This is a genomic window from Rhizobium sp. M1 (genome assembly GCF_002531805.1).
GTDB lineage: Bacteria > Pseudomonadota > Alphaproteobacteria > Rhizobiales > Rhizobiaceae > Rhizobium > Rhizobium etli_C.
On record NZ_NWSW01000013.1, the window covers coordinates 56689 to 82193 of the forward strand.

Annotated in this window: 22 protein-coding genes and 1 pseudogene; 11 read left to right on the forward strand and 12 right to left on the reverse strand. The window is 61.3% G+C overall.

What is annotated here, in order from left to right; translation table 11 throughout:
• Positions 1 to 132: 132 nt before the first annotated feature.
• From CO655_RS14140 to CO655_RS14175, 7 genes are all read left to right on the forward strand, one after another.
• Positions 133 to 558, forward strand: coding sequence for a helix-turn-helix transcriptional regulator (locus CO655_RS14140; RefSeq protein ID WP_010029858.1), 426 nt, complete (start codon positions 133 to 135; stop codon positions 556 to 558).
• Between the two features lie 9 nt (positions 559 to 567).
• The gene (locus CO655_RS14145) at positions 568 to 2412 is read left to right on the forward strand and encodes a peptide antibiotic resistance protein (RefSeq protein ID WP_097665134.1); all 1845 of its coding nucleotides are present in this window, start codon (positions 568 to 570) and stop codon (positions 2410 to 2412) included.
• Between the two features lie 21 nt (positions 2413 to 2433).
• Entirely contained in the window at positions 2434 to 2646 is a 213-nt protein-coding gene (locus CO655_RS14150) for a hypothetical protein (protein WP_010030628.1), read from the forward strand.
• 42 nt (positions 2647 to 2688) lie between these two features.
• On the forward strand, positions 2689 to 3864 hold the full coding sequence (locus tag CO655_RS14155) for a YcaO-like family protein (RefSeq protein ID WP_097665135.1): 1176 nt from the start codon (positions 2689 to 2691) through the stop codon (positions 3862 to 3864).
• Complete coding sequence (locus CO655_RS14160; protein ID WP_097665136.1) at positions 3861 to 4568, forward strand: TfuA-like protein; 708 nt, start codon at positions 3861 to 3863, stop codon at positions 4566 to 4568. Before CO655_RS14155 ends, CO655_RS14160 begins: the two co-directional genes overlap by 4 nt.
• A gap of 102 nt (positions 4569 to 4670) precedes the next feature.
• The gene (locus CO655_RS14165) at positions 4671 to 4919 is read left to right on the forward strand and encodes a hypothetical protein (RefSeq protein WP_010029702.1); all 249 of its coding nucleotides are present in this window, start codon (positions 4671 to 4673) and stop codon (positions 4917 to 4919) included.
• A gap of 520 nt (positions 4920 to 5439) precedes the next feature.
• Complete coding sequence (locus CO655_RS14175; protein WP_245423803.1) at positions 5440 to 5928, forward strand: hypothetical protein; 489 nt, start codon at positions 5440 to 5442, stop codon at positions 5926 to 5928.
• Between the two features lie 354 nt (positions 5929 to 6282).
• Here the strand turns inward: CO655_RS14175 and CO655_RS14180 are convergent, their stop codons facing one another.
• The 8 genes from CO655_RS14180 to ampC form a co-directional block, all read right to left on the reverse strand.
• Positions 6283 to 6489, reverse strand: a complete 207-nt coding sequence (locus CO655_RS14180; RefSeq protein WP_003542083.1) for a hypothetical protein — start codon at positions 6487 to 6489, stop codon at positions 6283 to 6285.
• A gap of 1190 nt (positions 6490 to 7679) precedes the next feature.
• Positions 7680 to 8798, reverse strand: a complete 1119-nt coding sequence (locus tag CO655_RS14185) for a glycosyltransferase family A protein (protein ID WP_097604259.1) — start codon at positions 8796 to 8798, stop codon at positions 7680 to 7682.
• Positions 8795 to 10546 carry an ABC transporter ATP-binding protein gene (locus CO655_RS14190; protein ID WP_097665137.1) on the reverse strand — a complete coding sequence of 584 codons (1752 nt, stop codon included), beginning with the start codon at positions 10544 to 10546 and terminating at the stop codon, positions 8795 to 8797. The genes CO655_RS14185 and CO655_RS14190 overlap by 4 nt, the downstream gene beginning before the upstream one ends.
• Entirely contained in the window at positions 10539 to 11621 is a 1083-nt protein-coding gene (locus CO655_RS14195; RefSeq protein WP_097604261.1) for a glycosyltransferase family 2 protein, read from the reverse strand. The genes CO655_RS14190 and CO655_RS14195 overlap by 8 nt, the downstream gene beginning before the upstream one ends.
• Entirely contained in the window at positions 11618 to 14617 is a 3000-nt protein-coding gene (locus CO655_RS14200; RefSeq protein WP_097665139.1) for a trifunctional glycosyltransferase/class I SAM-dependent methyltransferase/polysaccharide deacetylase, read from the reverse strand. Before CO655_RS14200 ends, CO655_RS14195 begins: the two co-directional genes overlap by 4 nt.
• A complete protein-coding gene (locus CO655_RS14205) occupies positions 14611 to 15789 on the reverse strand; it encodes a glycosyltransferase (protein ID WP_097604263.1) in 1179 nt (392 codons plus the stop codon). The genes CO655_RS14200 and CO655_RS14205 overlap by 7 nt, the downstream gene beginning before the upstream one ends.
• Before the next feature lie 85 nt (positions 15790 to 15874).
• The gene (locus CO655_RS14210; RefSeq protein WP_097665141.1) at positions 15875 to 16828 is read right to left on the reverse strand and encodes an NAD-dependent epimerase/dehydratase family protein; all 954 of its coding nucleotides are present in this window, start codon (positions 16826 to 16828) and stop codon (positions 15875 to 15877) included.
• A 384-nt stretch (positions 16829 to 17212) separates the two neighbouring features.
• The gene (gene ampC, locus CO655_RS14215; protein WP_176539247.1) at positions 17213 to 18373 is read right to left on the reverse strand and encodes a class C beta-lactamase; all 1161 of its coding nucleotides are present in this window, start codon (positions 18371 to 18373) and stop codon (positions 17213 to 17215) included.
• Between the two features lie 123 nt (positions 18374 to 18496).
• Here ampC and CO655_RS14220 point away from each other — a divergent pair.
• Positions 18497 to 19365 (forward strand): annotated as a pseudogene (locus CO655_RS14220) (LysR family transcriptional regulator).
• Positions 19366 to 19404: 39 nt separating this feature from the next.
• Here CO655_RS14220 and CO655_RS14225 read toward each other — a convergent pair.
• A complete protein-coding gene (locus tag CO655_RS14225) occupies positions 19405 to 20397 on the reverse strand; it encodes a sugar-binding protein (protein WP_097604266.1) in 993 nt (330 codons plus the stop codon).
• A 44-nt stretch (positions 20398 to 20441) separates the two neighbouring features.
• The gene (locus CO655_RS14230; protein ID WP_097665143.1) at positions 20442 to 21422 is read right to left on the reverse strand and encodes an NAD(P)-dependent oxidoreductase; all 981 of its coding nucleotides are present in this window, start codon (positions 21420 to 21422) and stop codon (positions 20442 to 20444) included.
• Positions 21423 to 21501: 79 nt separating this feature from the next.
• Here CO655_RS14230 and CO655_RS14235 point away from each other — a divergent pair, with 79 nt between their 5' ends.
• The 3 genes from CO655_RS14235 (at position 21502) to CO655_RS14245 (ending at position 24373) form a co-directional block, all read left to right on the forward strand.
• Complete coding sequence (locus CO655_RS14235) at positions 21502 to 22422, forward strand: ATP-binding cassette domain-containing protein (RefSeq protein ID WP_097604268.1); 921 nt, start codon at positions 21502 to 21504, stop codon at positions 22420 to 22422.
• Positions 22423 to 22463: 41 nt separating this feature from the next.
• Positions 22464 to 23462, forward strand: coding sequence for an ABC transporter permease (locus CO655_RS14240; protein ID WP_097604269.1), 999 nt, complete (start codon positions 22464 to 22466; stop codon positions 23460 to 23462).
• Positions 23463 to 23830: 368 nt separating this feature from the next.
• Positions 23831 to 24373: a GNAT family N-acetyltransferase gene (locus tag CO655_RS14245; protein ID WP_097604271.1), complete on the forward strand. Its 543-nt coding sequence runs from the start codon at positions 23831 to 23833 to the stop codon at positions 24371 to 24373.
• Positions 24374 to 24435: 62 nt separating this feature from the next.
• On the opposite strand, the gene CO655_RS14250 is transcribed toward CO655_RS14245, so the two are convergent.
• Both CO655_RS14250 and CO655_RS14255 read right to left on the reverse strand, forming a co-directional pair.
• The gene (locus CO655_RS14250; protein ID WP_097604272.1) at positions 24436 to 24762 is read right to left on the reverse strand and encodes a GYD domain-containing protein; all 327 of its coding nucleotides are present in this window, start codon (positions 24760 to 24762) and stop codon (positions 24436 to 24438) included.
• A 193-nt stretch (positions 24763 to 24955) separates the two neighbouring features.
• Positions 24956 to 25501, reverse strand: coding sequence for a TlpA disulfide reductase family protein (locus tag CO655_RS14255; RefSeq protein WP_176539248.1), 546 nt, complete (start codon positions 25499 to 25501; stop codon positions 24956 to 24958).
• Between the last annotated feature and the right edge of the window lie 4 nt (positions 25502 to 25505).

Sequence of the window (25505 nt, forward strand, 5' to 3'; positions counted from 1 at the left end):
GTAATCCACAGGTTGTTTCCACTGTGCGCGGCGCTGAAAAAAATCCTTACAAAATATTTACTTTTAGTTGCATTTTTGCTCAAATTCTCCATTATACAGCGGGCGTGCTGATAAAGCGGGAGACTTATTCACATGAAGGCCAAATCGCCGAATTCCATCGACGTCTATGTTGGCAACCGCGTGAGAGTTCGGCGAAAGACGCTCGGGATGACCCAGCATGGTTTGGCTGAACTTCTGGGCATTACCTTTCAACAGATTCAGAAATACGAAAAAGGGACGAATCGCATCGGCGCCAGCCGTCTTCAGCGCATTTCCGAGATTCTTCGCGTGCCCGTCGGCTTTTTCTTCGAGAACGGCGGTTCCGGACCGATCGAAGGTGAGACGAGCGAGTTGAACAAATTCCTGTCGTCGAAGGAAGGACTGGCGCTCAACAAGGCGTTTATCGCCATTGAGGATCCGAATATCAGGCAAAAACTGGTGGCGCTGGCCAGAAGCCTGGCGGTTTCGGGCTTGCCCGACATCGACAGCGAGCTGCAGGACCCGGTCGTGCACAACTGAGGATGGATCGTGCTTCATCTGCAGACATTTGGCGATCTGCGGTTGACCGAGACGAATGGCGAGCTGGTTCGCTATCCGATCAAAGGTCTGTTGATGATGGCCCATATCTATGCCGGGGCGAGCCCTGAGCTCAGCCGCTATGAACTGGCACAGTTTCTATGGAGCGACGTCGAGCCGGAATTGGCGCGGCTCAACCTGCGCAAAATGCTGTCCCGCATCCGCGAGATGGACAGCGGGCGCGCCGAGATAGCCTTCGATTTCACGGCCACGACGGTTCGGCTCAACATGCAGGCGGTTTCCAGCGATCTGGATGTCTTTCGGGCCGGCGGTGCGCCGCTGGATCGGCTGCAGGCGATCGCGGAATTGGCCCAGCGCGGTTTCATCGGAAATATCAAGCCGGCGACAAAGCCGATAGATGCGTGGATCAGGGCGCAGCGGGACGCCCAGGCGCTGCAATTGCGTCAGGCATTGCTGGAGGCGCTGCCCGAGGTGCAGAAGCCCGGCGCGGCGCGCATCATTTCGAGCGCCGCCCTGCAAATCCTCGAGCGGGATCCGAATGACGAGCAGGTGAGGGCGCTGCTGCACCAGATATCCCGCGGCTCGTCGTTTTCCGAGAGATTGGCAAATGGCGACGGCCATCCAAGGGTGGAGGTGAAGCGCTCCGAGCCTGGCAGCCAGCCGGCCGACATCGAAAGCATATCGGCGGCTCCGCTGATCCTGCCTCGTCTGGTGTTGCTTCCCCCGACAGCCAAGCATGCCGATGCCGGACTTGCCCTTGCCACCGCCCTGATCGAAGACGTCACCATAGAACTGTGCGCACTTCGAAACATTTCCATCGTCGCGCCGCATACGGCCGGCCAGATCCGCCGCGACTCCGAGAAGGCGGCGGTAGTCGCACGGCACTCGATCGCCTATCTTCTGGACACTCGACTCTCGGAAGAGGGGTTGTTCGCGCAGCTGATCTACTTTCCTACGGATGAGATCATCTGGGCCAACCGCTTTGCGATGACGCGCGCTACATTGCCGCGCCACAGGCGGGTGATCGCCCAGCAGTTGACCGAGTCGGTGGCCCGCGAGCTGGCTGAAAACGAGGAGGAGCGGTTACGTTTCGAAGCCAATCCTGGGGCCTATCACGCTTACCTCGTCGGCTCGAGCTTGATGAGCAAGCTGACCTTGCCGCATATCCGCCGGGCACGGAAGGCGTTCAAGCAGTCGCTGTCGCATAAGGCGGATTTCTCCGCCTCATTTACCGGACTGGCGAGAACCTTCACCAGTGAATGGCTCGTGACGGCGCAGGGAAACAACGAGCTGCTGCATCTGGCAGAGCAGAATGCGCTTCGGGCGATCGAGCGGGATCCGGCGTCGGCGGCGGGCCATCGCGAGCTTGGCGTCACCAAACTCTATCTCGGCGATGTCGATGCCAGTGTCGCCTCACTTCATCTGGCGGAGGAGCTCAGCCCGCATTTTGCCGACGTCATCTACAGCCATGCCGACACGCTCGTGCATGCATCCCGCCCCAGCGATGCGCTCGCCAAGATCAGAAAAGCGATTTCGCTCAATCCGATCGCGCCTGACGCCTATCTCTGGTGTGCCGCGGGAGCGAGCTTCTTTCTGGAACAGTATGAGGAGGCCATCGCCTATGTCGAGGCGATGAAAGACAAAGCGCCGGCCCATCGCATCGCCGCGGCCAGTTGCGCAATGATCGGCGATCGAAAACGGGCGCTCTTCCATCGTCAGCGTGCTGAAAGCATCAACCCGGTTTTCGACGTCGAGAAGTGGCTCGCCATCGTTCCGTTCAAGGAGCATTGGCAAAAAGAGCTGTATCGGGAGGGCCTGTTGAAGGCCGGTTTTTAACAATAACTTAGGGGCATTTACATGGCGAAAGTTGTCATTATAGGAATACCGGGCGAGGCTGGTCTTTGGCTCGCCGATCTCAACGCGGGCACGGTTACGCCGCTCAATCCGACGGGGGATTTGGCGACTGCGAGCAGCCTTCGCAAAGCCGGTGGTACATTCGTGAAGGGCGTCGATTTGGCTGTCGCCGTTTCGTCGGCGCAGGTCGCTCTTTCCGGTCACGTCGACGGCTGAGCCGGCATTCTGACGGACCAGTCCATATATTCCGATAGGATCATTTCGCCGCGGGAAACCCTTTCCCGCGTCGAGCCCTTGTTGGCCAGATTCGGGGTTACCAGGGTGGCGCGACATACCGGGCTCGACGACATCGGGGTCCCCGTCTGGTGTGCATATACCCCGAATTCGCGATCAATCGTGATTGCTCAGGGGAAAGGCCTGACCGATGTCGATGCCAAAGTGTCCGCGGTCATGGAAGCCCTGGAACGGGCCGTTGCCGGCGAACCGTTCGTCGATCGGCTCCGCAGCAGCGCGTCCGGCCTGCGGGCGATGGGGCACAAGATCGACACGCTGGACTGCCTGATCGCCATCCATAAACCCGACCTCGGGCCGGACGAGGAGACGGATGGGGTGGCCGGCATCGATATTCTCACCGGCAGGAAGATTTATATCCCCGTTGAAGCGGTGGTGCTCGACCGTACGCGCGATGCCCGATACTGGATGTCATCAGACGGCCTGGCCTCGGGAAACAACCTCGAGGAGGCGATTTTTCACGGTGTGCTCGAGCGGATCGAGCGGGACGCGCATGTGCTGTGGCAAGTCAGCGCGGAAGCGGATCGTTATGCCGGCTGCGTCGATCCCCGCGGTTTCCAGGATGGCGCCTTGGGCCGGTTGATCGACAAGATCGAAGCGTCGGGATTGACGCTTAGGCTCTTCGATATCACCAGCGACCTCGCCATTCCCTGCTTCACCGCCATGCTGGGCCCCGGGGACTGCGTTCCGGACCCGCGGCATCGCCACGGCGGCAGGGACATCCGCCTTGTCGAGGTGACAGGCGGCACGGGGGCCCATCCGTCTCCCGTGCGCGCGGCCATTCGGGCGGTAACGGAAGCCGTGCAATCGCGGCTCACCTATATCAGCGGAGCCAGGGACGACATTTCTCCGGCCACGTTTACAAGATCCTTGCCGCCGCTGATGCGGCGAGCCTTCGACGCGGTTCCCGGATCGCCGGGCCCAGCGCCGCAACATCGGCCACGGAATCTCACGCAGATGCTGCAGCATGTTCTGGAGGCTTTGCGGACAAAAGGGATCGGCTCGGTCATCGCCGTGCGCCTCAGCGAGGACACGCTTCCCTTCAGTGTCGTCAAGGTCGTTATTCCCGCGCTCGAAAATCCGGAAGGGGAGCGTGCCCGGCGGTTGGGAACACGGGCGCTGGCGAGGGCGATCGGCTTTTGAAGATCATTTTCGCAGGTCCCAGTCTTCCCGACGCAGCCGCGCTTGCCGGCGAGGCGATACGTGTCCTGCCGCCTGCGACGCAGGGGGATGTTCTGGCTGTGGCGGAACAGGGTGCCAATGTCATCGGCCTGATCGACGGTGGCTTCGAATATGCCGCGCCGGTCTGGCATAAGGAAATTCTCCGCGCTCTCTCGCTTGGCGTGACGGTGCTGGGGGCGGCAAGCATGGGCGCGCTGCGGGCTGCAGAATGCCATCCGTTCGGCATGATCGGGATCGGCCGCATTTTCGAAGACTACCGGTCGGGCCGGCTGGTCGATGATGCCGCCGTCGCGCTCGTGCACGCGCCGAGCGCGCTCGGCAGCAAACCGTTGACGGTGCCGCTGGTCAATGTCAGCGCCACGCTCGATGCCATGGAACGGAATGAATTGCTTCCAGGAGGCGTGCGCCGGGAGCTTGAAAATGCCGCCAGCGCGATCTTTTTCAAGAGGCGGACGTGGCGGGCGATCATCGAGCAATGCGCGGGCATAGCCGCGCGGGACCGTCCGAAACTATTTTCGGCCCTTGTCGCGCATTCCGTCGATCAAAAACGCATCGATGCGCTGGAGTTATTGAAAGCCGTGCAGGCAGCCGCAGATATCCGCGTGAATGCCGATTTGTCCTGGAAACTGCACGAGACCGCATTTCCTACACGGCCCGCATTGTGAATCGAATGCAGCAATCGTCACCGGGAGTTGTGTCACGCTTTTTTCACGGGCTTGGGCACGCCAGCCCGCGTATTGTTCCTTCAATTCGTTGGAGAAATGGGCATGGGCGTGACATCGGCTGCTAACATAGATGCTGACCTCAGGGCGGAAGAGGCTCTGGACGAACTGGTCGCACTGGCGCGAATGATCGCCTATGCGCGACAGGTTGCTCAGGATGTCAAACTGCCCTTCGCGACGAATTGCCTCGATCTTGCTCTCGAGGCGGTGAAGCAGGAAGTCGGGGAGGGGCTGACCAGGGATCTGGCTGAATTGAGCTCCCCGGTCCCGCAAGTGAGCGTACAGAGGCATTAGTCTGGCTTTCGGAGCTCTCGAAGGGCTAGAGCCTTTCCTGGTTAGATTGAAGCATTCTGCCGGAGCAGGTTTTCGTCAGAGCAGAGGCGATTGGCGATGGGCATACCCCAAGGTACGTCCGAGCCGATCGCCTCTGATCCTGGCTAGAGATGCCCGGCCCACCGGCCGCACCGCTTCGCTATGGCGAAGCGATCAGCGCGTCCGGCGATTTTCAGTCTTGCAGATTTGCCAGGCAAATCTGCGGGAGGGCTGGCTGAAACGGGCCGGCTGATCGACCGGCCGGCTTGGCCGTAGAGCGGGGCTACGACGCGCGCCGGCCGGTCGATCATCCGACTCCGTTTGAGCCAACAGAATGATTCAATCTAACCAGGAAAGGCTCTAGGTCGGACGCCAACCCACCGCGACCGAAGTTGCGCAAATCGCAGGGGATTGACTCATCTCCGAGCAAGGCTACGGTCTTCTCTTCCAGGGGGAGAGGTGCCGCGTGAAATTCAGCTGCTTTGTGCGAGGCGGGAAAAACATGTCACGATCTCTTCCTGCGATCGCCGCTCTTCTCGCTCTGATCCCGGCCGCCGGCCATGCCAGCGAGGCGCGGGGAAAATCGACGCCTCCTGCTGCGAAGGGCTGTGTGGAAGTCAGTGGAACGGCCTTGAGCGGAATGGCCGGAGGCCCAGCCTATTCGGCAGCCGAGCTCAAATGCGGCGCTAGGCTCTTGCTGGTGCTGCAGCGCCAGACCGGCAGGGATGGAAACCTTCCCGTCTGGAGCACGGTCGATCAGGTGACGATTGTCAAGCCCAGCCCCCGCCACGAACTTCTGCAACCGGTCTATTGCTCGTCGAGCCGGTTTCCTCAGGACTTCGTCTTCGCGCTCGGCAGGATGGTGGAGCAGCCGGATGGCTCCCATCGATCGGAGAACGTCGTCAAAGCCTGGAGGGTCGATATCAAGCGCGAAAGACTGGCCGCGATTCCCGTCGATGGTCTGCATTGCGCGCTGGACCCGGCCGATTGATGGGGCGACAACACCGTTGGCGAAAAATCGCCCCTACTCTCCGCCCACATCCTTAGCCGCCCTGGAGGGGCTTCGGAGGGTTGAGGCCGGCCACTGGTGTCTCTGCGACAATGGATGAGTGCTGCCGGGATAGCAGCGCAAGCGATCTGTTCGGAAATCGATTTGATTGTAGCTTGGGAGAAGGAGTGGGGCTTGGGCTGCCGCTTGTTCGGGCTGTATTCGATACCCGGGCACAATAGACACTCAAAACGTACGGTAAGCGGTTTCGTTGACGTTGTCTCCGGGCGGGGAGACGGCGGCGAGTTCGGTCTCAGTGGTCGTCTGATGATCGGCCGGGCCGGCCGATCCCTGATCTCAATGGGTCAAATTGCGCTTCTGGGCCAGCAGTAAAATGTAATCGTCGGCAATGTCCGCGATGGCCATTGCGACTTCCGCCGGATCGCACCCCTCGACCTTCGTGTTTGCAATGAACTGATAAACCGCCTTCTCGATCTGCTTCCGGCAGATCATCACGCGTTCATCGTAACCAAATTCCGGAATCTGCGATGCTATATCACTCATCAGGTCGGCTCCTCACTACTTGCAGTGACCATGACACAAATTATAAGTTGAGCAAGCAAATGCTTTATGAACGGTTAATTCAATGACGCGGTGCGACCATTTCGACACAGATTTGGTCAGTCAAAAGCCATTTCGGTGTGTTGAATTGAGTGAAGTCTTTCGCGCAGGCGGATTGACTGTTCATGCCGGGAGTCGCTCGACGACAGTGGGTGCCTCTGAGCCTGCGGCTCTTTGGTCTCGGGCCGCCTGGCGGATTTGAAGTGACCGGTCGAAGGCATTGCCAATGCCGGTCTATCCGCAGCGGGATGACCTGCCATAATCCTTTGATTTGTCAAGATGTTAAACCTCCGTTCGCCTTCACGATCGTCATTCTCCGAAGTTGAATTGTGTTGCGCATTGTCGATGCCGGCTCATGCCGGGATTGTCGGATTTGGTCCTGGCTGCTCCTTCCCAAGTGTTGCCTGGCCGCGCCTTTGCGACGAAGGAAGGAGGGAAAGAATGTGAGGATGTCTTATGTTTTTTCGACAAGAATGTAAGGCGGCGCCGTTGAGCGGCATGTGCAAATAACTTTGGATAATAAATAAGATAAAATTAAAATTTTATCAAAAGGTAAAAATATATATTTCAGATAATGGTTGTATTTAAGGGTTGATTTTGTGATGACTGAACTGTTTATGGTTAATATCGGCAAGATGTGCTTATTTCAATAATAAAGATGAGCTCGTCTATCACTTTATAATAATGACATTATCTCTATGGGGCGAATTTGCTATCCGGTAATTTCGTCGCCAAGCCGAAGCACTTGGCGTTGAGCGCGAGCCGGGTCATTGCTTGTGGATATACAGATTTTTGAGCAAGGCCATCGCAACAGGGAATATCGCTGTCGGCGCAGCGCTTCTTTATCCGATGCAGCGATCATAACGGCTGCCCCGCGGCAACCTGTTCCTCGCAAAGTTGAGGACCCGCCGGGGTGGTTGACGGGTCCTCTGGTAGGATTTCTTGCTCAGTGCGTAGCTATGATTGCGCTTAAGCTTGATATTGTCACAGCTTATTATCGGAAGATTATAGTTTCCCACAGTTTTGTCATTTTCGTGACGATAAATATTCTGCGCCGTGTTCGATTTGTACTGAATAATTAAGAAATAGTTGACAGCGGAGCGGAGGTGCCGGCCTTCAGAACCGGAAATGCTCTATCTCTTCGAGGTCGCAGCGCAATCTCCGTCGCAACGGTCGATCTCCGACAAGCGCCGGAACAAGGCCTTCGTTCGGAAACGTGACCATCCGCCAACCAGTGGGATAACAGGGTCTATTTCCTCGAATTTTTTGAATTTCTTCTGCTTGTGCCGCCAGAGCGGCCGGGCTTTCGACAACGCCCTGTTTGCGGCTCTGGCGGCTTTTGAAAAGATCAGCTTGATGATGACGCTGGCAGCAAGCAATGGACTATGACGATAGACGTGCTTGAGCGAGGCTGCGGCGCTGTACCAATCTTTCAAAGCCGCAAATTTTGAGAATGCATAGAGGTGGGCCGAGGCGCGGGCGCAGCTGACGACGAAAGCGGGAAGCTGCGGATTGCGGGCGACGCATCGCTCATAGACGGCCAGAAGCGATCGCGCCATTCGGGATCTGTCGGCAGACATGGCCGCGGCATGAACGCGATAGCCCACCAGGCCGAGTGGCACCGCCTCGATCTTGAAATGCTCGGCCGTACGGAGTTCGAAATCGAAGTCTTCGCATCCTCCGATTCCCTGATTGGCATAGCTCGGATCGTAGCCGCCGATCTTGTCTATGACGGCACGGCGCACCATGAAGCCGCTGCCATTGCCGACGAAGCGGAAGACGAGATGGCGGATGAGAATGGACTCCCGGGCGCTGAGCGACGAGCCGGACCGCGTGCAATATCCCTCGGAATCGACCATACGGTGAAGGGCATAGACCGCACCCCAGGCCTCGGGCAGGGGATGAAGCGCCGACAGCATTCTTTCGACATATGTCGGATGCCAGAGGTCGTCCGCATCCAGGAAGGCGAGATAACCGGCCCTCGATGCTGCGATCCCGGTATTGCGCGCCGCGGCGACGCCGCGGTTTTCCGTCGACAGAAGCCGGATCCTCGGATCGGCGGCGGCGAAGCGGCGGCAGATGGAGGCCGTCTCGTCGGTCGAGCCGTCGTCGACGACAATGATCTCCAGCGCCTTGTGGGTCTGATCGATGACGGACTGAAGCGTCTCGGCGATATAGTCTCTGGCATTGTAGGCGGGGATCACGACCGCCACCAAAATTTCCGACGTGGTCGACATCTCCATCGCCGTCACCCGAGTTTGGATGCGAGTGTTGGCGGGCTTAGATCGATCTGGTTCTTCATCATCCTGGCGACCGCAGGGCGATGGCTGACGACGATCAGCGTTCGACCGGCATCCTCCTTGATTGCCGAAAACACCCGCATTTCGGTATTTTCGTCGAGCGCGCTCGTGGCTTCGTCCAGGAGCAGGATCTGCGGCCGGCCGGCCAGCGCGCGCGCCAGGCCGATGCGCTGGCGCTGTCCGCCTGAAAGCCGCACCGCCTCGTCGCCCAGCCATTCGTCGAAACCTTCCGGCAGATTTTCGATGAATTCCGTGGCGCAGGCGACATCGGCGGCCCACCTGACGTCCTCATCGGAGATATCGCGACGGAAGCGGATGTTGTCGAAAACCGTGCCCTCCATCAGTTCGACATCCTGGCCCGAGACCGAGAGCAGGTGCAGCCAGCTCGCGCGGTCGACATCGGCGAGGTCCCTGCCGTCGATCGTGATCCGGCCTCGCGTCGGCCGGGTGAGATCGAGGATCATGTTCAGGATTGTCGTTTTGCCGGAGCCGCTTGGTCCGGTCAGAGCCGTCGTTTCGCCTGCCTTGATCGAAAAGTTGAGGTTTTGAACGGCCGGGGCATTCGCCTGCTCATAGGTGAAGGAGACGTCGTGGAAGACGATGGCTTCCGCCAGGCGGGGGACCGCCACGCCTTGCGCCGCCTGCTTGGCGTCGTCCTTTTCGGAAAGCAGCGCCAGGACGTTCTGCAGCGACGCTTCCATCTCGTAAAGGCGCAGGATCTGGGAGTCGAATCCCTTGATGTGCGGCTGGAGCCTGTAAAGAAGGATGGTGGCCGAAAGCGCTGCCTTGAAATCCACCGGCAGGAATTCCGAGGACAGGATGATCGTCAGGATGACCCCGAAGGTCAGGATTTCGCTCAACAGCGAGGTCGCCGCCCCCATCCAGTCCGAGTGGCGCCAGGTCCGGCCGACTTCGTTCGATAGTGTCGCGAAGAGCTGCTGGTGGCGCTGCTCGAGGCCGAAGCTTTTGACCGCCTTCAACGTCTGCAGCGTGGTCCAGCTCAGCTGCGTCAAGGCTTCGACGGCGGCCAGCGCCGAAGCGCCGAGACGCCGATAGGCCCCGGCAAAGAACCCCAAGGCGAAGTTATGGACGAAGCCGAAGACAAGCCCGAGCAAGGCGATCGGCCAGGCCATGACAAGCATGCCGATGCCGAAGATGACGATCGTGCCGAAATTGACACCGAGGCGCACCAGGCTCGCATGGGCCGAGGATACCGCATAGGCTTCGGTGGCGATCACATTGATCAGATCGCTGCGCTCATAGTGCTGAAAGCGCTGGAACGGGATGGTCAGGATCTTGGCGTAGAGACGGTCGCGCATGCGATCGCTGATCTTGTGGTTGATCGCGCTGGTGATCAGCGAGTTGACGAATCCGAGAAGAATGCGCAGCAGGATGGAGGCGATGAGGATACCGATCAGCACCGGTTTGGAAAGACTGAGGTCGACGCCGCCGAAAATCGCCGGAAGCCCGGCAACGGCGGAGCCGGAACCTGTGCCCTGCTGGCCGAGAATAAAGACCAGGCTCACCAGAAAAGTGATGCCGACCATCTCCGAAAATCCGGTGAGAATGCCGAGGATGATCATCACCGTCATCTTCAGCCGCAACGCCGGCACGAGCTGCAGAAGCTCGCGGTAGCGGGCCGCGATGACCATGTTGTAGGCGCCGGCCGGCCGGGAGGCGGATGTGCGAAATCTATTCATTGTCGGCCATCCGCGACGATGTCGGGCTGAGCACGCCGCCGAGCGGTATGAAACGATCGCTGAACAGCGTGCCCGCCTGCGGAACGGCCGCACCGGCAAAGCCGGTCTTCGATCGGGCCGAAGGCTTTCGCAGGAGCTGTTTTGCAATGCGCACGCCATGGCGTTTTGCCAGGCGAAAGCTCTGCCGCAGGCTATGGACGATCAACTGCGGGCCATATTGTCCCGCCATCATCGGCGCCAGCTTCCTGAGCTGGGCGTAATCGCGGTTTGCAAGGGCCTTGTTGAAATACCAGTGCGTCGTGTTGAATTTGGCGGTCTCGATATCACGCCGCAGATGCGGGTAGCGGTCGATCATCGGTGCCATCACCAGGGCGTGGGATTTCAGCATCCGATGCGCGTTGCTCGACATGTTTCCCCGGGTAAAGCGATAACCGGTGAGGAAATCGGGAACCAGCGCAAAGGGCAGGCTCTCGGCCAAGGCCAGATAGAGCTTCAGATCCTCGCAGCCCTCGGCGCCGCTGTCGCGCAGCCCGGCGTCGTAACCGCCGCAGCGCAGAACCTCGGCGCGCGGCATCAGCGGCGTGCTGCCATTGCCGATGAAGTTTTCCCGCAGCAGCGGTTCGAAGATGTTGCCTTCATGCAGGACCGGGCGTGAATGGCCGAAAATGACGCCGTTTTCGTCGATCGCCGCATACCAGTTGTAGGCGATGCCATGGCCGCCGGGAAATTTTCGCAGCGACTGCAGCTGGCGCTCGATCTTCTCGGGATGCCATATGTCGTCGGCATCGATAGGCGCCACATAGGCGCCCCGCGCCTCGCCGATGCCGTGGTTGCGGGCGCGGGCAACGCCGCCATTGGCCTGCCGGAGGATCCGGACACGCCGATCGATAAGGCTATAGTCGCCCGCAAGCGCGAAGGTGCCGTCCCGCGATCCGTCGTCGACCACAAGGATTTCGAGCTTGTCGTAGGATTGGTTCGAGACGCTTTGCAGCGTTTCGAGAAGCGTCTTTTCGGCGTTGTAGGCCGGGATGACGACGGTGATCAGAGGGGTCGCTGCGGTGGTGATGATTGTCATCCGATAAAGGCTCCGGGCAGGCCCATCAATGCGGGGAAGGCTTCAAGCGGCCGGTCGCCGCGGACTTCGAGGCGCGGCAGGCCGAAGACATTGTCGGAAAAGGCGGCTGTCGCGGCGCGTGTGGTGAAGCCGATCGTATAGCCGGCAAGGGAAAGAATGTCCGGCACCCTGAAGTCGGTGGCGCCGTAGGGCAGCGCGATCGAGACCACGGAGCCGCCGAGCCGGCTTTCCAGCGCATGGCGCGACCCCAGGGCTTCGGCGAGCAAGGCATCATTTTCCATCGCGCTCGCCGGTGTGTGAGAGGCGAGATGGGAGCCGAAGCTGATGCCTTTCTGCTGCAGTTCCAGAATATCCGGCCACGCCATCAGCGCCGCCGGCTCGCCATGGGCACAATCCCAGTCCGAGCGGCCGCCGACCTTGTCGGTGACGACGAAGACGTCGGCGCTGAAATCATTCTCGGCGAGGATCGGGAAGGCGTTGGCGCGGAAATCCAGATAGGCGTCGTCGAAAGTCAGCATGACCGGCCGGCCCTGGATCGGCTTGCCGCTGCGCAAAAGATTGGCGAGCGACGGCGCCGTGACCGCGTAATAGCCGTGCCGGCGCAGGAATTGCATCTGCTTGCGGAACATTTCCGGCGGCGTGCGGTAGCGCCGCAGCGCGGCGGGGCCATCCTCGGCGATCCGGTGATACATCAGGATGGGGACCGAGGTCGTCACCTCGGTTGCCCATGCCGCCTCGCGCGCGACGCCCGCCGGTCCCGAGATGATGTGCTTTGCCACATCGACGTCCATCGGCGTTCCATGCGACTCGATCCGCAGGACGGGATCGGCCGCGGCCGCTTTGCGGAAGCGGTGGATGGCGTAAAGCGCGGTGTCGATCGTCTCTTCGAGGGCAAGCCCGGCCTGTTCGACCAGAACCCGTCTGATCGTCTCGACCCCGAAAGGATGGCCCCAATCGAAACCGGTTCGGCCGGGCTCGTCCTGGCGCAGATGCGCATGGGCGGTGATCAGACAGCCCCCCGGCTTCAGCGCCGCCGCCATCTTGCGGCATACACCGGCAAGCATCTCCTCATCCTTCATATAGTAAAGCACTTCCGAGCAGAGGATGAGATCCTGATCGGGTGGAAGCTCTTGTCCGACGAAGTCGAGAACCCGGAGCTCGACATTGGAGAGGTCGCGGCAGCGTTTGGCCGCCCTGTCGATCGCCCGCTGCGAAATGTCGGTGGCCGTCACGCGGCCGACCGCGCGTGCCAGCTTCTCGGTGAAGATCCCCTCGGCGCACGCAAGTTCCAGGGCCGTTTCGGTCCCCTGCGGGATCAGGCTCAATGTCTGTTCATATTTGACCTGCTCGTAGACCGACAGGTAATTCCAGGGATCCGGGCGTTCGAAAATCTGCTCCCAATAGTCTTCTGCCGACTGAGCCTGGTTAGCCCGCTGTTCCTTCGCCGGCGCCGCGGCCGCTGCACGTCGCACCGGCGGCAGGCCGCCTTCGAGATCGCGCAGGACGGCGGACAGGCGAGCGTCATTATCCTGTCCGTCGCCTGGCGCCCGGGCAAGGACGGCATTGCGGCCGGTCCGCGCCAGAAGCCTGTCGAGCCGTCCGCGCCGCCGTCCGCTGCGGAGGATGAGGCCGCCGAAGGTGCGGTAGCCGCGCAGTGCCTCCCTTGTCCAGGCAGCCGCATAGGCGAGGGTGGGCTGCCGCTCGAGATGTTCTCCCGCCTGCATCTCCTGCAGGATCAGCCGGATCTGCGCCCGGATCGACAGATCACCCCAGAGCGGCCCGACGAAGGTGCCGACATGCTCGTCGCCGGAAAAGCCGTGCATGATCAGCGTATCGGCCTGCTCGGCCCGGGCGATCCTGGAAAGGGTGCCGAGCTCGACGCTCACCACCTGGATCGTGCCGAGGGTGAAGGATCGCCGAAGGTTGCCGGCGGAGAGCTGCCAGGCGGCGGCTTCGAGGATCTTGCGGCCGGTGCCGGGCAGGGAATGCCGCTGGATCAGCTGGACGAGCAGACGGAAAGTCGGCCACCATTGTTCCGGCGCATCGATGAGATCGTCGGCCCGGTCGGGCAGGAGGCCGGTCTGCAGGCCATGCAGGATCACGCCGGCGAAGAAGCTCTCATAGCCTGCGGCATCCGGCATGTCCGGCAGCAGGGCGGCGAGGGTCGCTATATCCAGGCTCGGATCGTGTTTGGCCGCGATGACCCAGACGAGCATGCGCAGCCGACTGACGGCGGGCGTGATCCAGCCGGTCTCCGGACCCTCGGCCGGCAAGCCGTGCTGCCGGCGCAGCGCCTCGGCCTTCGTCGTCACGCAAATGGCGTCACGCACCAATTTCGTCGGATCACCGGAAAGCGAGCCCGGCTTCATGCGATAGAAGGCCAGGCAGGCGTCGACACGGCGAAATTCTGCGCCTGCAAAGGCCATGCGCAGCCAGAGATCCCACTCCTCGCAGGTCTGCAGGCTCTCATCCATGCCGACGACCCGCTCGAAAAGGCTTTTGGGAAAGACCACTGTATGAATGGCGAGCGCACAGAAGGACGAGAATTCGCGCCTGGCGGCATCGCCGGCGAGCAGGGGCGCCTGTTCCACCGGCATCGGCCGGCCGTCCGGGGCGACCCGGCGGTAGGAGCAATAGGCAATGGCGGGCGGCGAGCTATCTTCGGCCATCGGCAGCATGGTTTCGATGAAGGTCGGGTCCAGCCAGTCGTCGGCATCGAGCATGCAAAGCAGGGGGGCGGCGGCGAGCCGGGCGGCATGGTTTCTGGCCGCCGCAGCGCCGGCATTGGCCTGGCGGGCGGTGACGATGCGGCTGTCGGCTGCGGCAATCGCCTCAAGCAGCTCCCAGGTGCGATCGCTCGAACCGTCGTCGACCACCACCGCCTGCCAGTTCGATTTCGTCTGCCGCTGCAGGCTGGCAAGCGCTTCGGCAAGCGTGTCCTCGGCGTTATAAGCAGGAATGAGGAAGGAAATGTCCGGCGCCACAGCTGTCACCATGCGCGCATCTTCCAGCGGCGCAGAACGTAGAGCGCGCCGTTGACGCTGCCGAGCATCTCTTGCTTCAGGAAGAAATCGTGCGAGGTGGCGCCCTTGCGCAGGCGTTTGCGCAGCCTGCCGGCAAAATATTTCGGGAAGGAGATGAGGATGCGCCGGAGGTTGCCGCCGTTGCCGGTGTTCTGATACTGCACCAGCAGGGCGGCGATATGGCCGCTCATATATTGCTGGATCTGCCTGGCGAGCCCCTGCATATCCTTGCGATGAAAGTGCCAGGAAACCGCGGTCGGCTCGTAGCGGCAGACATGGCCGTGATGCAGCAGCCGGTTCCAATATTCGGAGTCGCCCGAGCAGCCGGCCGCGCCCATATCGAGGCGGACGTCGAACAGGCCGATCTCGTCGAACACCTTGCGGCGGAAGGCCTGGCTTGCGCCGGCGCCGATCGTCCAGACCGGCGCGCCGTAGCGCTTGTGGCTGTCGTAGAAATCCCGGCCGAAATCCTGCCTGATGTAACCGCGGCCGAAACCCCAGTGCTTTTCGAAGATGAACTGCGCCGGCGTTGCGAGTTCTCCGGGCAGGATCAGCCCGGTGACGCAGCCGATCTCCGGCCGGTCGAACGCCTTCATCAGGTTCTCCAGCCATTGCTGGTGGAGAACGACGTCGTCATCGGTAAAGGCGACGAATTCGGTTTTCGCCGCGCCGATGGCGGCATTGCGGGCAAAATCCAGCCCGACCCGGTCTTCGCGGACATAGGTGGCGCCCGCGTCTTCGACGACGCGGCGGGTTGCATCGCCTGAAGACGCATTGTCGACCACGATGATCTCGGCCGGCTTCAGCGACTGTTCGGGGATCGAGGCCAGGCACCGGCGCAGCTCTTCCGGCCGGTCCTTGGTGCAGATCAGAATGCTGACGTCGCGATTTTGCAGCGCTGTCTGCGCCACCTGGCGCGCATGCGCGAGCGTCTCCGGCCGCACGACACGTCCGGCAAGCTCGGCCGCGGCCTCGGCCCCATCGACATAGGCCTGTCCGACGGGCAGGCCGTCGGCGAGAAAAATCACGAGCCCGGGCGATATCGGCGCCGCGCCGGCATCCGGCTGATGCGAGGCGAGATCGAGATAGTGAATCGGTACGGGAAAATTGACAGTCGCCAGATCGGACGGAATGATTTCCTGCATCGTTACTCTCTCAACGCACAACGAGCACAGGCCGGCACAAAGCCGGGCCCGGAATGCGGGAAGGGCCTTGAAACCCGCGCGGCTATTACGCCGCGCCAACCTTTATCTTTTCTCTGAACCAGTCGAGCGTCATCGCCACGCCCTGTTCGTAGCTGACCTTGCACGACCACTCGGGCATGACGGCGTAGGCTCTCGTCAGGTCCGGCCGCCTGTTGGTGGGATCCTGCGGCGGCGATGGCTCGAAGACGATCGGCACGCCGCCGACCAGCTTGGAAACATATTTCGCGACTTCGAGAACGGTGATCTCGCGGTCGTTGCCGATATTCAGAGGCCCCTTGTAGTCGGTCTCGTTGATCCAGAAATAGCGCGCGAAACCGTCGACGATGTCATCGACATAGCCCCAGCTGCGCGACTGCTTGCCGTCGCCGAACACGGTGATCGCGCGGCCCGCAAGCGCCTGGGTGACGAAGTTGGAGACGGCGCGGCCGTCGTCGGGCCGGGTGCGGGGACCATAAATATTGAAGGGGCGGATGACTTTGACGTTCAGCCCCTTGGTGCGCTGCATCTCGAACAGCAGCGCTTCGGTGCATCTCTTGCTCTCGTCATAGGACGAGCGCGGCCCCGTACAGTCGACCTGGCCCTTGTAGGATTCCGGCTGCGGCGACACCAGCGGGTCTCCGTAGATTTCCGAGGAGGAGGTGTAACCGAAACGCCCGCCCTTCTTCAACAGGTCGAGAAGCCGGAAGGCGCCGAGCAGGTTGGCCGAGATCGTCCTCTTCGGTTCCTTCATGTACCAGGGCGGTGATGCCGGCGAGGCGAGATGGTAGATCTCGTCGAATTTTTCCGATGTCTGCAGGGTCTCGACGTCCGATTTCACGAAGTGAAAACGCGGATCCCTGATGTGCGAAATATTCTCGAAAAGTCCTGTCCAGAGATTATCAACAACGACGAGCTTCTGAACGTCATTCCTAAGCAAAAGCCGATCGCATAGATGCGAACCGATGAACCCTGCTCCGCCAGATATCAATACGCTTTTCACTGGATTGCGCCCTCTTGACTTGAAGGAAGGTGATTATTCATTAGCATCACCTGTAAGAACTGGCAATTACCTCGAAGAATTCTGAAAAATACTCGCCTATTAATCTTAATTGTTAATCCGCATTACCCTGAGTAGTATTAATCCTATTCGGGGACAGGGCGGCGACCCAGGGTTTGTACGTGCTGCCGCGCCCCTCGATTTTCGCAGTGTATTTCGCAAGATTGTGGCCCTGTTGCGTCGCAGCATGTTCGTCACCGGCAAATTCTCTATCACACGGACGAAGGCGCGCATCGGGCTAAAGTCCGACTCTTAATCGGACAGCGCATCGGTTCGGACGCTGGATCCGGCAGTCAGCCTCTCCCGCGTCCGTGACGATGTTTTCGATCAATCGGCCGCAAGCGCCGTCAATACCCGGTAGGCCGCGGCAACCCGATCCTCGTTGGGGTAGTTTTTGTTGGCCAGGATGACGATGCCGACGCGCTCGGTGGGAATGAAAGCGACATAGGCGCCGAAGCCGTTGGTCGAGCCGGTCTTGTTGATCCAGACATCGTGACGCGGCTTCATCGGCGGCTGCAGCGCAGCGACCGGGATGGTCTTCAGCATCGCCGCCGAATTGCCCTCGAGCAGACTCTGCAGGGTGACGGGATAGGCATATTGCTCCCAGATCAGGTCCTGGATCATCGCCCCGACGCCGAAATATCCGGTGTGGGTCTTGTCGATCGCCTGCTGCAGTTTTCCGTCGAGCTTCGCCAGGCCCATATTTGCGCCGACGAAGCGGATCATGTCGCCGGCGGTGGATCTGACGCCATAGGCCTCGGCGGAAAGCAGACCCGGCGTCAGCCGTGCCGGCTCGCCGCTGCGCTTATAGCCCTGGGCGTAATCGCCCTGCCGCGACTTCGGCACGTTGATGAAAGTGCTGCTCAATCCGAGCCCGGGAAACAGCCTGCCTTCCATCAATTCCGCGAAATCGCCGCGCATGGCTTTCGCCGTGATGAAGCCGAGCATGCCGATGCTCGGATTGGCATAGCTGCGTTGGGTTCCGGCGGCGTAGGAGGGGTGCCAGGCCGCAAGATATTCCATCAGCTGGCCTTCGCTTTTGATCTCGTCGGGCACCTGCAGCGGAAAACCGCCGGCCGTATGGGTGGCGAGATCGATCAGCGCGACATCGCCGAACGGCCGTCCCTTCATCGCGGGAAGATGTTTGGCCACCGGGTCGGACAAAGAGAGGTCTCCTGTCGCTTCGGCGTAGGAGGCGAGCGTCGCGGTGAAGGTTTTGCTGATCGAGCCCAGTTCGAAGAGTGTGGCCGGCGCCACCGGTCTGCCGGTCTCCTTCGATTCGACGCCATAGGTGAAGATGTGATCCCGGCCGTCGACGGTGATGCCGACGGCCACCCCCGGAATGGCGTATTTTTCCATGATCGGCTTGATCGCCGCATCCGCGATCGCTCTCACTTCAGCCTCGTCGGCGGCAGAGGCGCTTGCGCAAGCGCATGCCGTGAGCAACGCGGCCGATAAAAATTTTATGCCAAGGTTTTTCACAATCATCCTCCAAATCGCCAGGGCGGTCGCCATGAGCGCAAAACGCGCCCGAGGAGGCGTTTAGCGGCCCTGTTTTCTAAGGACAAACGATGATATCTCGCAACAGCTGCAAGAAATTCTAGGGCTTAGATGGTTCGCCAATTCCTCCCCCTGAACGGCCTCAGAGCCTTCGAAGCCTCGGCACGGCATCTGAGCTTTACCCGCGCCGCAATCGAGCTTTGCGTCACCCAGGCGGCCGTCAGCCAACAGGTCAAGGGGCTGGAAAAGCGGCTGGGGGTCGCACTGTTCCAGCGTCTGCCCCGCGGCCTGAAAATCACCGCGGAAGGCGAGGCGCTGCTGCCGACGGTGACCGCCTCCTTCGACCAGATGGCGACGACGCTCGACCGGATCGAAGCCGGGCAGGTGCGCGAATTGCTGTTCCTCGGCGTTGTCGGCACTTTCGCCGTCGGCTGGCTCCTGCCGCGCCTTGCGGATTTCCAGCGCCGGCATCCCTTCATCGACGTCCGGGTTTCCACCAACAACAACCGCGTCGATCCCGCCGCCGAGGGGCTCGACTTTGCCATCCGCTTCGGCAGCGGCTCATGGCACGGGACGGAGGCGCAGCGCCTGTCCGAAGCGCCGCTCTCGGCGCTTTGCATTCCCAAACTGGCGGAGGATCTGCGGTCGCCGGCTGATCTCGCCGGCGCAACGCTGCTGCGCAGCTACCGCACGGATGAATGGAGCACCTGGTTTGCGGCCGCCGGCGTTCCGCCGGCCGACCAGGTGAATGCCGGCATCGTCTTCGATTCCTCCGTCGCCATGATGGAGGCCGCCCTCCAGGGGCTCGGCGTCGCGCTGGCGCCGCCCTCGATGTTCTCCAGGCATCTCTCGTCAGGGCGATCGTCCAGCCCTTCGCCACCACCATATCGCTCGGCAGCTACTGGCTGACGCGCCTGCAGTCACGGCCGGTCACCCCGGCCATGCACGCCTTTTCCGATTGGCTCTTTGCGCAAGCGTGATGTCCGGAGCGTCCGCTCGGGCGGACGCTCCCAGCCGCATCACTTCTGAATGCAGGTGTCCACCGTATCCTTGGTGCACTCGTCAAGCCCGGTGAAGACAGGATCGTCGACCTTCTTTCCCGCGATCAGGTCCATCATCACGGTCGGCGCCTTGTAGCCCATTTCGAACGGCCGCTGGCCGACCAGGGCGGTCACCAGCCCTTCCTTGGCGATCGCCACTTCGTCGCCGATCGTGTCGGCGGCGCCGATGACGAACTCGTTCTTGGCGATCTTGTCGGCCATCGGCTTGAACAGGTCGCGATAGGGCTGCGGGGCGCCGAACAGCGGCCAGCCGCCCATGATGCCGAAGGCGTCGAGATCGGGATTGGCGGCGAGGATGTCGGTCATCGCCTGCACGCCCTTGGCGCCGTCGTCATTGGTAAAGACCGGGCAGCCGGCCACCTCCGTCCAGCCGCCTTCACCCTTCAGCGCCGCAAGCCCCTTCTGGCCGCTCAGCGTATCGCGCATGCCCTGGGCGCGGCGCAGGATGTTGTCGGCGCCGGGATTGCCTTCGATGGTGCAGATCTTGCCGCCGTCCGGCTTGGCCTTCTTTATATATTCGCCGATCTTGGCGCCCATCAGATAGTTGTCGGTGCCGAGATAGGTCTTGCGCAGAGCGGAATCCTCGGCCGCCAGATCGGCATCGAGCGTCATGACGGGAACGCTCGGATTGGCCGTCTTCAGCGTCTGGGCGATCAGCTTGGCGTTCGACGGCGAAATCGCGATGGCGGCCGTATCGGCCTTACCCAGCATATCCTGGACGATCTGCGCTTCGCCGGCCTCGTCGGAGGTCGATGCCGGGCCGGTATAGAAGCATTCATATTCGGCCGAGGCGTTTTCCTTGTTCCACTTCTGGCAACCCTGGTTGATCGCCTCGAAGAACGGGTTGTCGAGGCCCTTGACGACGATGACCAGCTGCTTCTTGGCGGCCAGGGCCTGTCCGGCCGTCAGCGCCAACACGGCCGCAGCTGCAAGCAATAATGCCTTCCTCATAGCTTCCTCCCTTTGAAAGGCGGACATGATTGCCCGCCGCTTGATCAGCCGGGATACCAGACGATGCGAGGCTCCTCCCTTGACCGCTGGTATTCCCAGGCCGAATTGATAAGCTTTTCGAGATCGTAGTCCGGGCGCCAGTCCAGCAGGTATTTCGCCTTGCTGTTGTCCATCCAGTTGGAATGAAACTGGCTTGCGATGTCGACGCAGCCGAGCCCGCGCGTGCGGGCGAGGTAAGCGGCTACTTCCCCATAATCGACGGGACGATCCATCGCGATATTGAAGAGTTCTCCCTTGGCGCGCGGATTGTCGATCGCCGCCAGGATCGCTGAAACGAGATCGTCGACATGCACGAAATTGCGCTTCAGCGGTCGCCCGTCGGCATCGCGCAGCAGCGGCACCGTGCCCTCGCGGGCGTAGCGCTCGGCCTCGGGCGGCAGAACAAGCGTCTTCCAGTTCGGCCCGCCGAAGACATCGTCGCCGAAGGACAGCGAATATTTGAAATCGTCCTTCTCCATGATCCAGGGTGCGCGCAAGCAGCAGGTATTGATGCCGTATTGGATGGCGAACTGCTCGAGCATCACCTCTTCCAGCACCTTGGAGAGCGCGTAGCAGCCGGGATAGGCGCGATGCGGCGCCTTTTCGGTCACCGGCCCGTCATGGCGGTAGAAGAAATGGCCGATGCCGGCATCGCCGCCGATCAGGATGAACTGCTCAGCCGTCGAGCTGGTGCGGAAGGCTTCGAGCAGCCAGAACAGCCCCTTGACCGTCACATCCATGACGTCGGCGGAGGTTTCCTTGCAGGTGGCGAGGTGCAGCACATGGGTGACGCCCTGCATCGCCGCCGCCGCGACAGCGCGATCGGCGATCGAACCCCTGACCACACTCAAACGGTCGGTCTCATCGAGCGCGCGATTGTGACAAAGCGCGCGGATCTGTGCATTGGAAAATCTCGGCTCGTCAAGCAGCCCAGTTATGAAGCGCCGCCCGACCTTGCCCGTAGCCCCGGTGACAAGGATCAGCATGCTCTCTCTCCCAGCAACAGCTAATATCCGCCCGTTTCCGGCGTCAATCTGTATTTATCGTACAAAATAGATTTTTGTGATGAGGGGCCGTTTTAGCGGACATTTGATTGACGATTCCTGGTGCTTTTGCATTAATGAACATAATCGCTTTTCCGGGAGGAGATCGGTCGAGCGAGATCGCAGGCGTCTCACTGGCAGCCGGGTATCGGCAGCCGGCGGCGAAGGCAGGCCTGCAGCTTGCGGGGAGGGTGGTCGGCTGGCAGCGGTTCTCGAACTCACCAATATCTCAAAGCATTTCGGCGCCATCCAGGCGGTCAACGACGTGTCGTTTACGCTCGAAGCCGGCCAGGTCGTCGGCCTGATGGGCGATAACGGCGCGGGCAAGAGCACGCTGGTCAAGATGATCGCCGGCAATTTCCGCCCGAGCGAAGGCACGATGCGCCTCGAGGGCAAGGAGATCGTCATGCACCGCCCGGTCGAGGCGCGCCAGCACGGCATCGAGATCGTCCATCAGGATCTGGCGCTCTGCAACAATCTGACGGCGGCCGCCAATGTCTTCCTCGGCCGCGAGCTCCGGCGCGGCATCGGCCCCCTGAAGGTCCTCGATTACAAGACGATGTACCGCCGCGCCGGCGAGATCTTCAAGGAGCTGAAATCGGAAACCCGCCCGCGCGATCTCGTCAAGCAGATGTCGGGCGGCCAGCGGCAGGCGGTGGCGATCGCCCGCACCATGCTGTCGGAGGCGAAGATCGTGCTGATGGACGAGCCGACCGCGGCCATTTCGGTGCGCCAGGTGGCCGAGGTCCTCAACCTGATCCGTGAGCTGCGCGACCGCGGCATTGCGGTCGTCCTGATCAGCCACCGCATGCCCGACGTTTTTACCGTCGCCGACCGGGTCATCGTCATGCGCCGCGGCCGGAAGGTCGCCGACAAAACGATCGCCGCAAGTTCGCCGGAGGAAGTGACGGGTCTGATAACCGGCGCCATCGAGCAGGTCTGATCGGCAGAGCTCGGTTAACGCGACAGAAAAGAAGGTCAACGATGGCAGTTACCCTCGACCAGACGATTGCACAGAAACAGCGAAGCCGGCTGTCGGAGTTCGTCGGCAGCCAGACCTTCTGGGTGCTCATCGCCGTCATTCTCGCCTGCCTCTTCCTCTCCGTCGCCACCGATTCCTTCGCCACGGCGAAGAACCTCTACAACATCACCCGCAACGTCACCTTCGTCGCCATCATCGCGCTCGGCATGACGCTCGTCATCATCACCGGCGGCATCGATCTGTCGGTCGGCTCGGTGCTCTGCCTCTGCAGCATGGTGCTGGCGGTCACCATGCATGCCGGCTACGGCATCGAGATCGGTATCGCGGCGGCCATCGGCACGGCGCTCGTGGTCGGCGCCTTCAACGGCGTGATGATCGCCTATCTCGATTTTCCGCCTTTCGTCGTTACCCTCGGCATGCTGTCGGTGGCGCGCAGCCTCGCGATGGTCGCCTCCAACAACACCGTCGTCTTCCAGTTCGGCCCCGATCACGACAAGCTGTTGGCGCTCGGCGGCGGCGCCTGGTTTCTCGGCATCGCCAATCCTGTTCTCTACATGGTCATCCTGGCGCTCTTGACCGGCTTCGTGCTGCGCTGGACGCGCTTCGGCCGCTATATCTTCGCGATCGGCGGCAATGAACATGCCGCCACGCTGACCGGCGTTCCCGTACGCAGCATCAAGGTCGCCGTCTATATGATCTCGGCGCTCTCGGCCGGCATTGCCGGCATCGTCCAGACCGGCTGGCTCGGCGCCGTCACCACCAATATCGGCGCCGGCATGGAACTCCAGGTCATTGCCGCCGCCGTCATCGGCGGCGCCAATCTGGCCGGCGGCATCGGCACCGCCTTCGGCGCACTGGTCGGGGCGGCGCTGATCGAGGTGATCCGCAACAGCCTCGGCCTGCTTGGCATCAACGCCTTCTGGCAGGGGACATTTATCGGCGGCGCGATCGTGCTGGCGGTGCTGTTCGACCGGATCCGGAATTTGAGGCAGAGCGAGTAGCCGTATTCCGGGGTTTCGGCAGGTTTGACCGTCGGTGGGTCTATTGGCGGCGGCGCGCGTCTGAGGGACATTCCCGGAGAGGATCCACCTGCGCCGACAATCCGGAGATGCGCCTGCGGATCAGCCGCACGAACCACCAATCCGGATCGCGAAACCGAAGTCTGGCCGCCGGTCGACGTTTAGCCGGGAACCTTCTGTTGCCCCTTTGGTTGAAGATTTGAGCGTGATCGCCGCGGTAGTCCGGCCGCAGGATCGCACTTCAATTCAACGCTCCCGCTTGTTATAATGACCAAAGGCGCGGCTGCCCCCATAGATGCAAGACGTGCCGCAGACTGGCCAACCGGGCTGCCAAGTCAAGGCCGGCGAAAATGGAACAAGAGCTACTCACGCATCGACTGGCCAGCCATAGTGATCTGGCCGACCTCAAATTGTTGATGGATGCGGCAATCTCAGAGAACCAGAAACCCTTTCTGACGCCCGAACAGATTTCGTCGAGCCGAGCCTTCATGGGACTCGATAGCCAGTTGATCGAGGACGGCACGTATTTTGTTGTCGAGATCGGCGGCGTCTTGGCGGGCTGTGGCGGGTGGAGCCGACGAGCAACGCTGTATGGCGGAGATCGCACTCCCGGCCGCGATGCTGCTCTGCTCGATCCTGCTCACGACGCGGCGCGCATAAGGGCGATGTACACGCACCCGAACTTTACTCGGCGCGGCGTGGGGCGGCGGATCATGGCTCTCTGCGAGGAGGCGGCGCGCAATGAAGGCTTTCGTAATATCGAATTGATGGCCACCCTATCCGGTGAACCGCTCTATCTTGTTTGCGGTTATCAAGCCATCGAGCGAGTGGAAGACAGCCGCGGCGGTGCAAATGTGCCTCTCATAAGAATGAGAAAGCCGCTCGAGGCATAGGATTGCCCCAACTCCCAAGCCTTGCCGGGTCGATGAACTCTCAGCCTGGTATTGTGCTGCGCCTACGCTCCCGGCGGGCGATACCGGATCGACTTCGCCTTTTCCAAGGCTCGGATCGTGTCCTCGACGTCGAGGAGGACAGTGGTCTCAATCGATCTGAGCGCACCTCCCGCGCCGATCGCAAGCGTGACAGCCGCCATCGACACATTGTCGGGCGCCTCCCACAAATTCCACCCGTCATGCTCGCCGAAAGCGTACCAGAACCCGTGCAGCTTTCCGCCCACGGATTCAATATAGCTCCGTGCCGCCTCCCGGCGATCCTCGGGCTTTTCGATCATGCGCGCCCAGGTCTCGGGCGTGTAGCTGAAACGCGTGAGATACATGGCCATGGTTTGCCTCCTCCGCCAGAGCGATACAGTAAACGCTCAAGCCGAGAGGAATGCCAGTCACTCGATGGGCGTATTGGGCTCTCCTTGCAAGCCGCCACAATATGCGCTCGCTTCGATATCACTTCGGTGATTGGCAGCATGGTTGTGCGCGCCGCGCCTGAGACATCGTCCAGTGAGCGCGGCCGCCTGCCGACTATTGATAATATCGAAGCAGCCGGATTGCTGCCTCGCTTGTCCAATCGGCGCTCCCGGTGATGTAGCCGGCGATCGTCGCGTCGGGCTGCACCAGATAGGTTATCGGCATGCCGAGGGCCGATGACAGGTTCCCGTGTATGGGGGCGGGCCCCGCAACCTCTCCCAACGGATCCAGAAACGTCGGCAGATCGTCGACACCGAGTTCGCGCATAAACTGAGCTACGATTTCGCGGTCAAGTTTGTCGGTGCTGATAGTCAGGATCCTCACGGTCTTTCCGGATCGGCGGTGCAACGCGGCGAGGCTGCGCAAATCCTCGCGGCAATTTGCACACCACGTCGCCCATATGCTTATCAGCGTGACCGCATCTGAGCGGGGTTCCAGAACCCCTACCGCGCCATCGGCCTTCCTAAGACGAACGGGGCTGAGCTTGCGGGCTGGCTCGATCATGGTGAACTGACTGCGGGCGGTCTCGAAGACGGGAGGCGCGTCGAACGTCCGTGACAATGCTGACGGCGCATGTCCGATCGCCGTCAGCAGGCCCATGCTC

Bases quoted from the DNA above. Each gene is read 5' to 3' on its own strand.
- CO655_RS14140 (WP_010029858.1), top strand. From the start codon at position 133: ATGAAGGCCAAATCGCCGAATTCCATCGACGTCTATGTTGGCAACCGC.
- CO655_RS14250 (WP_097604272.1), bottom strand. From the start codon at position 24,762: ATGGCCATGTATCTCACGCGTTTCAGCTACACGCCCGAGACCTGGGCG.
- CO655_RS14230 (WP_097665143.1), bottom strand. From the start codon at position 21,422: ATGCTGATCCTTGTCACCGGGGCTACGGGCAAGGTCGGGCGGCGCTTC.
- CO655_RS14255 (WP_176539248.1), bottom strand. From the start codon at position 25,501: ATGGGCCTGCTGACGGCGATCGGACATGCGCCGTCAGCATTGTCACGG.
- CO655_RS14240 (WP_097604269.1), top strand. From the start codon at position 22,464: ATGGCAGTTACCCTCGACCAGACGATTGCACAGAAACAGCGAAGCCGG.
- CO655_RS14205 (WP_097604263.1), bottom strand. From the start codon at position 15,789: ATGCAGGAAATCATTCCGTCCGATCTGGCGACTGTCAATTTTCCCGTA.
- ampC (WP_176539247.1), bottom strand. From the start codon at position 18,373: ATGATTGTGAAAAACCTTGGCATAAAATTTTTATCGGCCGCGTTGCTC.
- CO655_RS14190 (WP_097665137.1), bottom strand. From the start codon at position 10,546: ATGAATAGATTTCGCACATCCGCCTCCCGGCCGGCCGGCGCCTACAAC.
- CO655_RS14175 (WP_245423803.1), top strand. From the start codon at position 5,440: ATGTCACGATCTCTTCCTGCGATCGCCGCTCTTCTCGCTCTGATCCCG.
- CO655_RS14225 (WP_097604266.1), bottom strand. From the start codon at position 20,397: ATGAGGAAGGCATTATTGCTTGCAGCTGCGGCCGTGTTGGCGCTGACG.
- CO655_RS14235 (WP_097604268.1), top strand. From the start codon at position 21,502: ATGAGGGGCCGTTTTAGCGGACATTTGATTGACGATTCCTGGTGCTTT.
- CO655_RS14180 (WP_003542083.1), bottom strand. From the start codon at position 6,489: ATGAGTGATATAGCATCGCAGATTCCGGAATTTGGTTACGATGAACGC.
- CO655_RS14165 (WP_010029702.1), top strand. From the start codon at position 4,671: ATGGGCGTGACATCGGCTGCTAACATAGATGCTGACCTCAGGGCGGAA.
- CO655_RS14200 (WP_097665139.1), bottom strand. From the start codon at position 14,617: ATGGTGACAGCTGTGGCGCCGGACATTTCCTTCCTCATTCCTGCTTAT.
- CO655_RS14150 (WP_010030628.1), top strand. From the start codon at position 2,434: ATGGCGAAAGTTGTCATTATAGGAATACCGGGCGAGGCTGGTCTTTGG.
- CO655_RS14195 (WP_097604261.1), bottom strand. From the start codon at position 11,621: ATGACAATCATCACCACCGCAGCGACCCCTCTGATCACCGTCGTCATC.
- CO655_RS14245 (WP_097604271.1), top strand. From the start codon at position 23,831: ATGGAACAAGAGCTACTCACGCATCGACTGGCCAGCCATAGTGATCTG.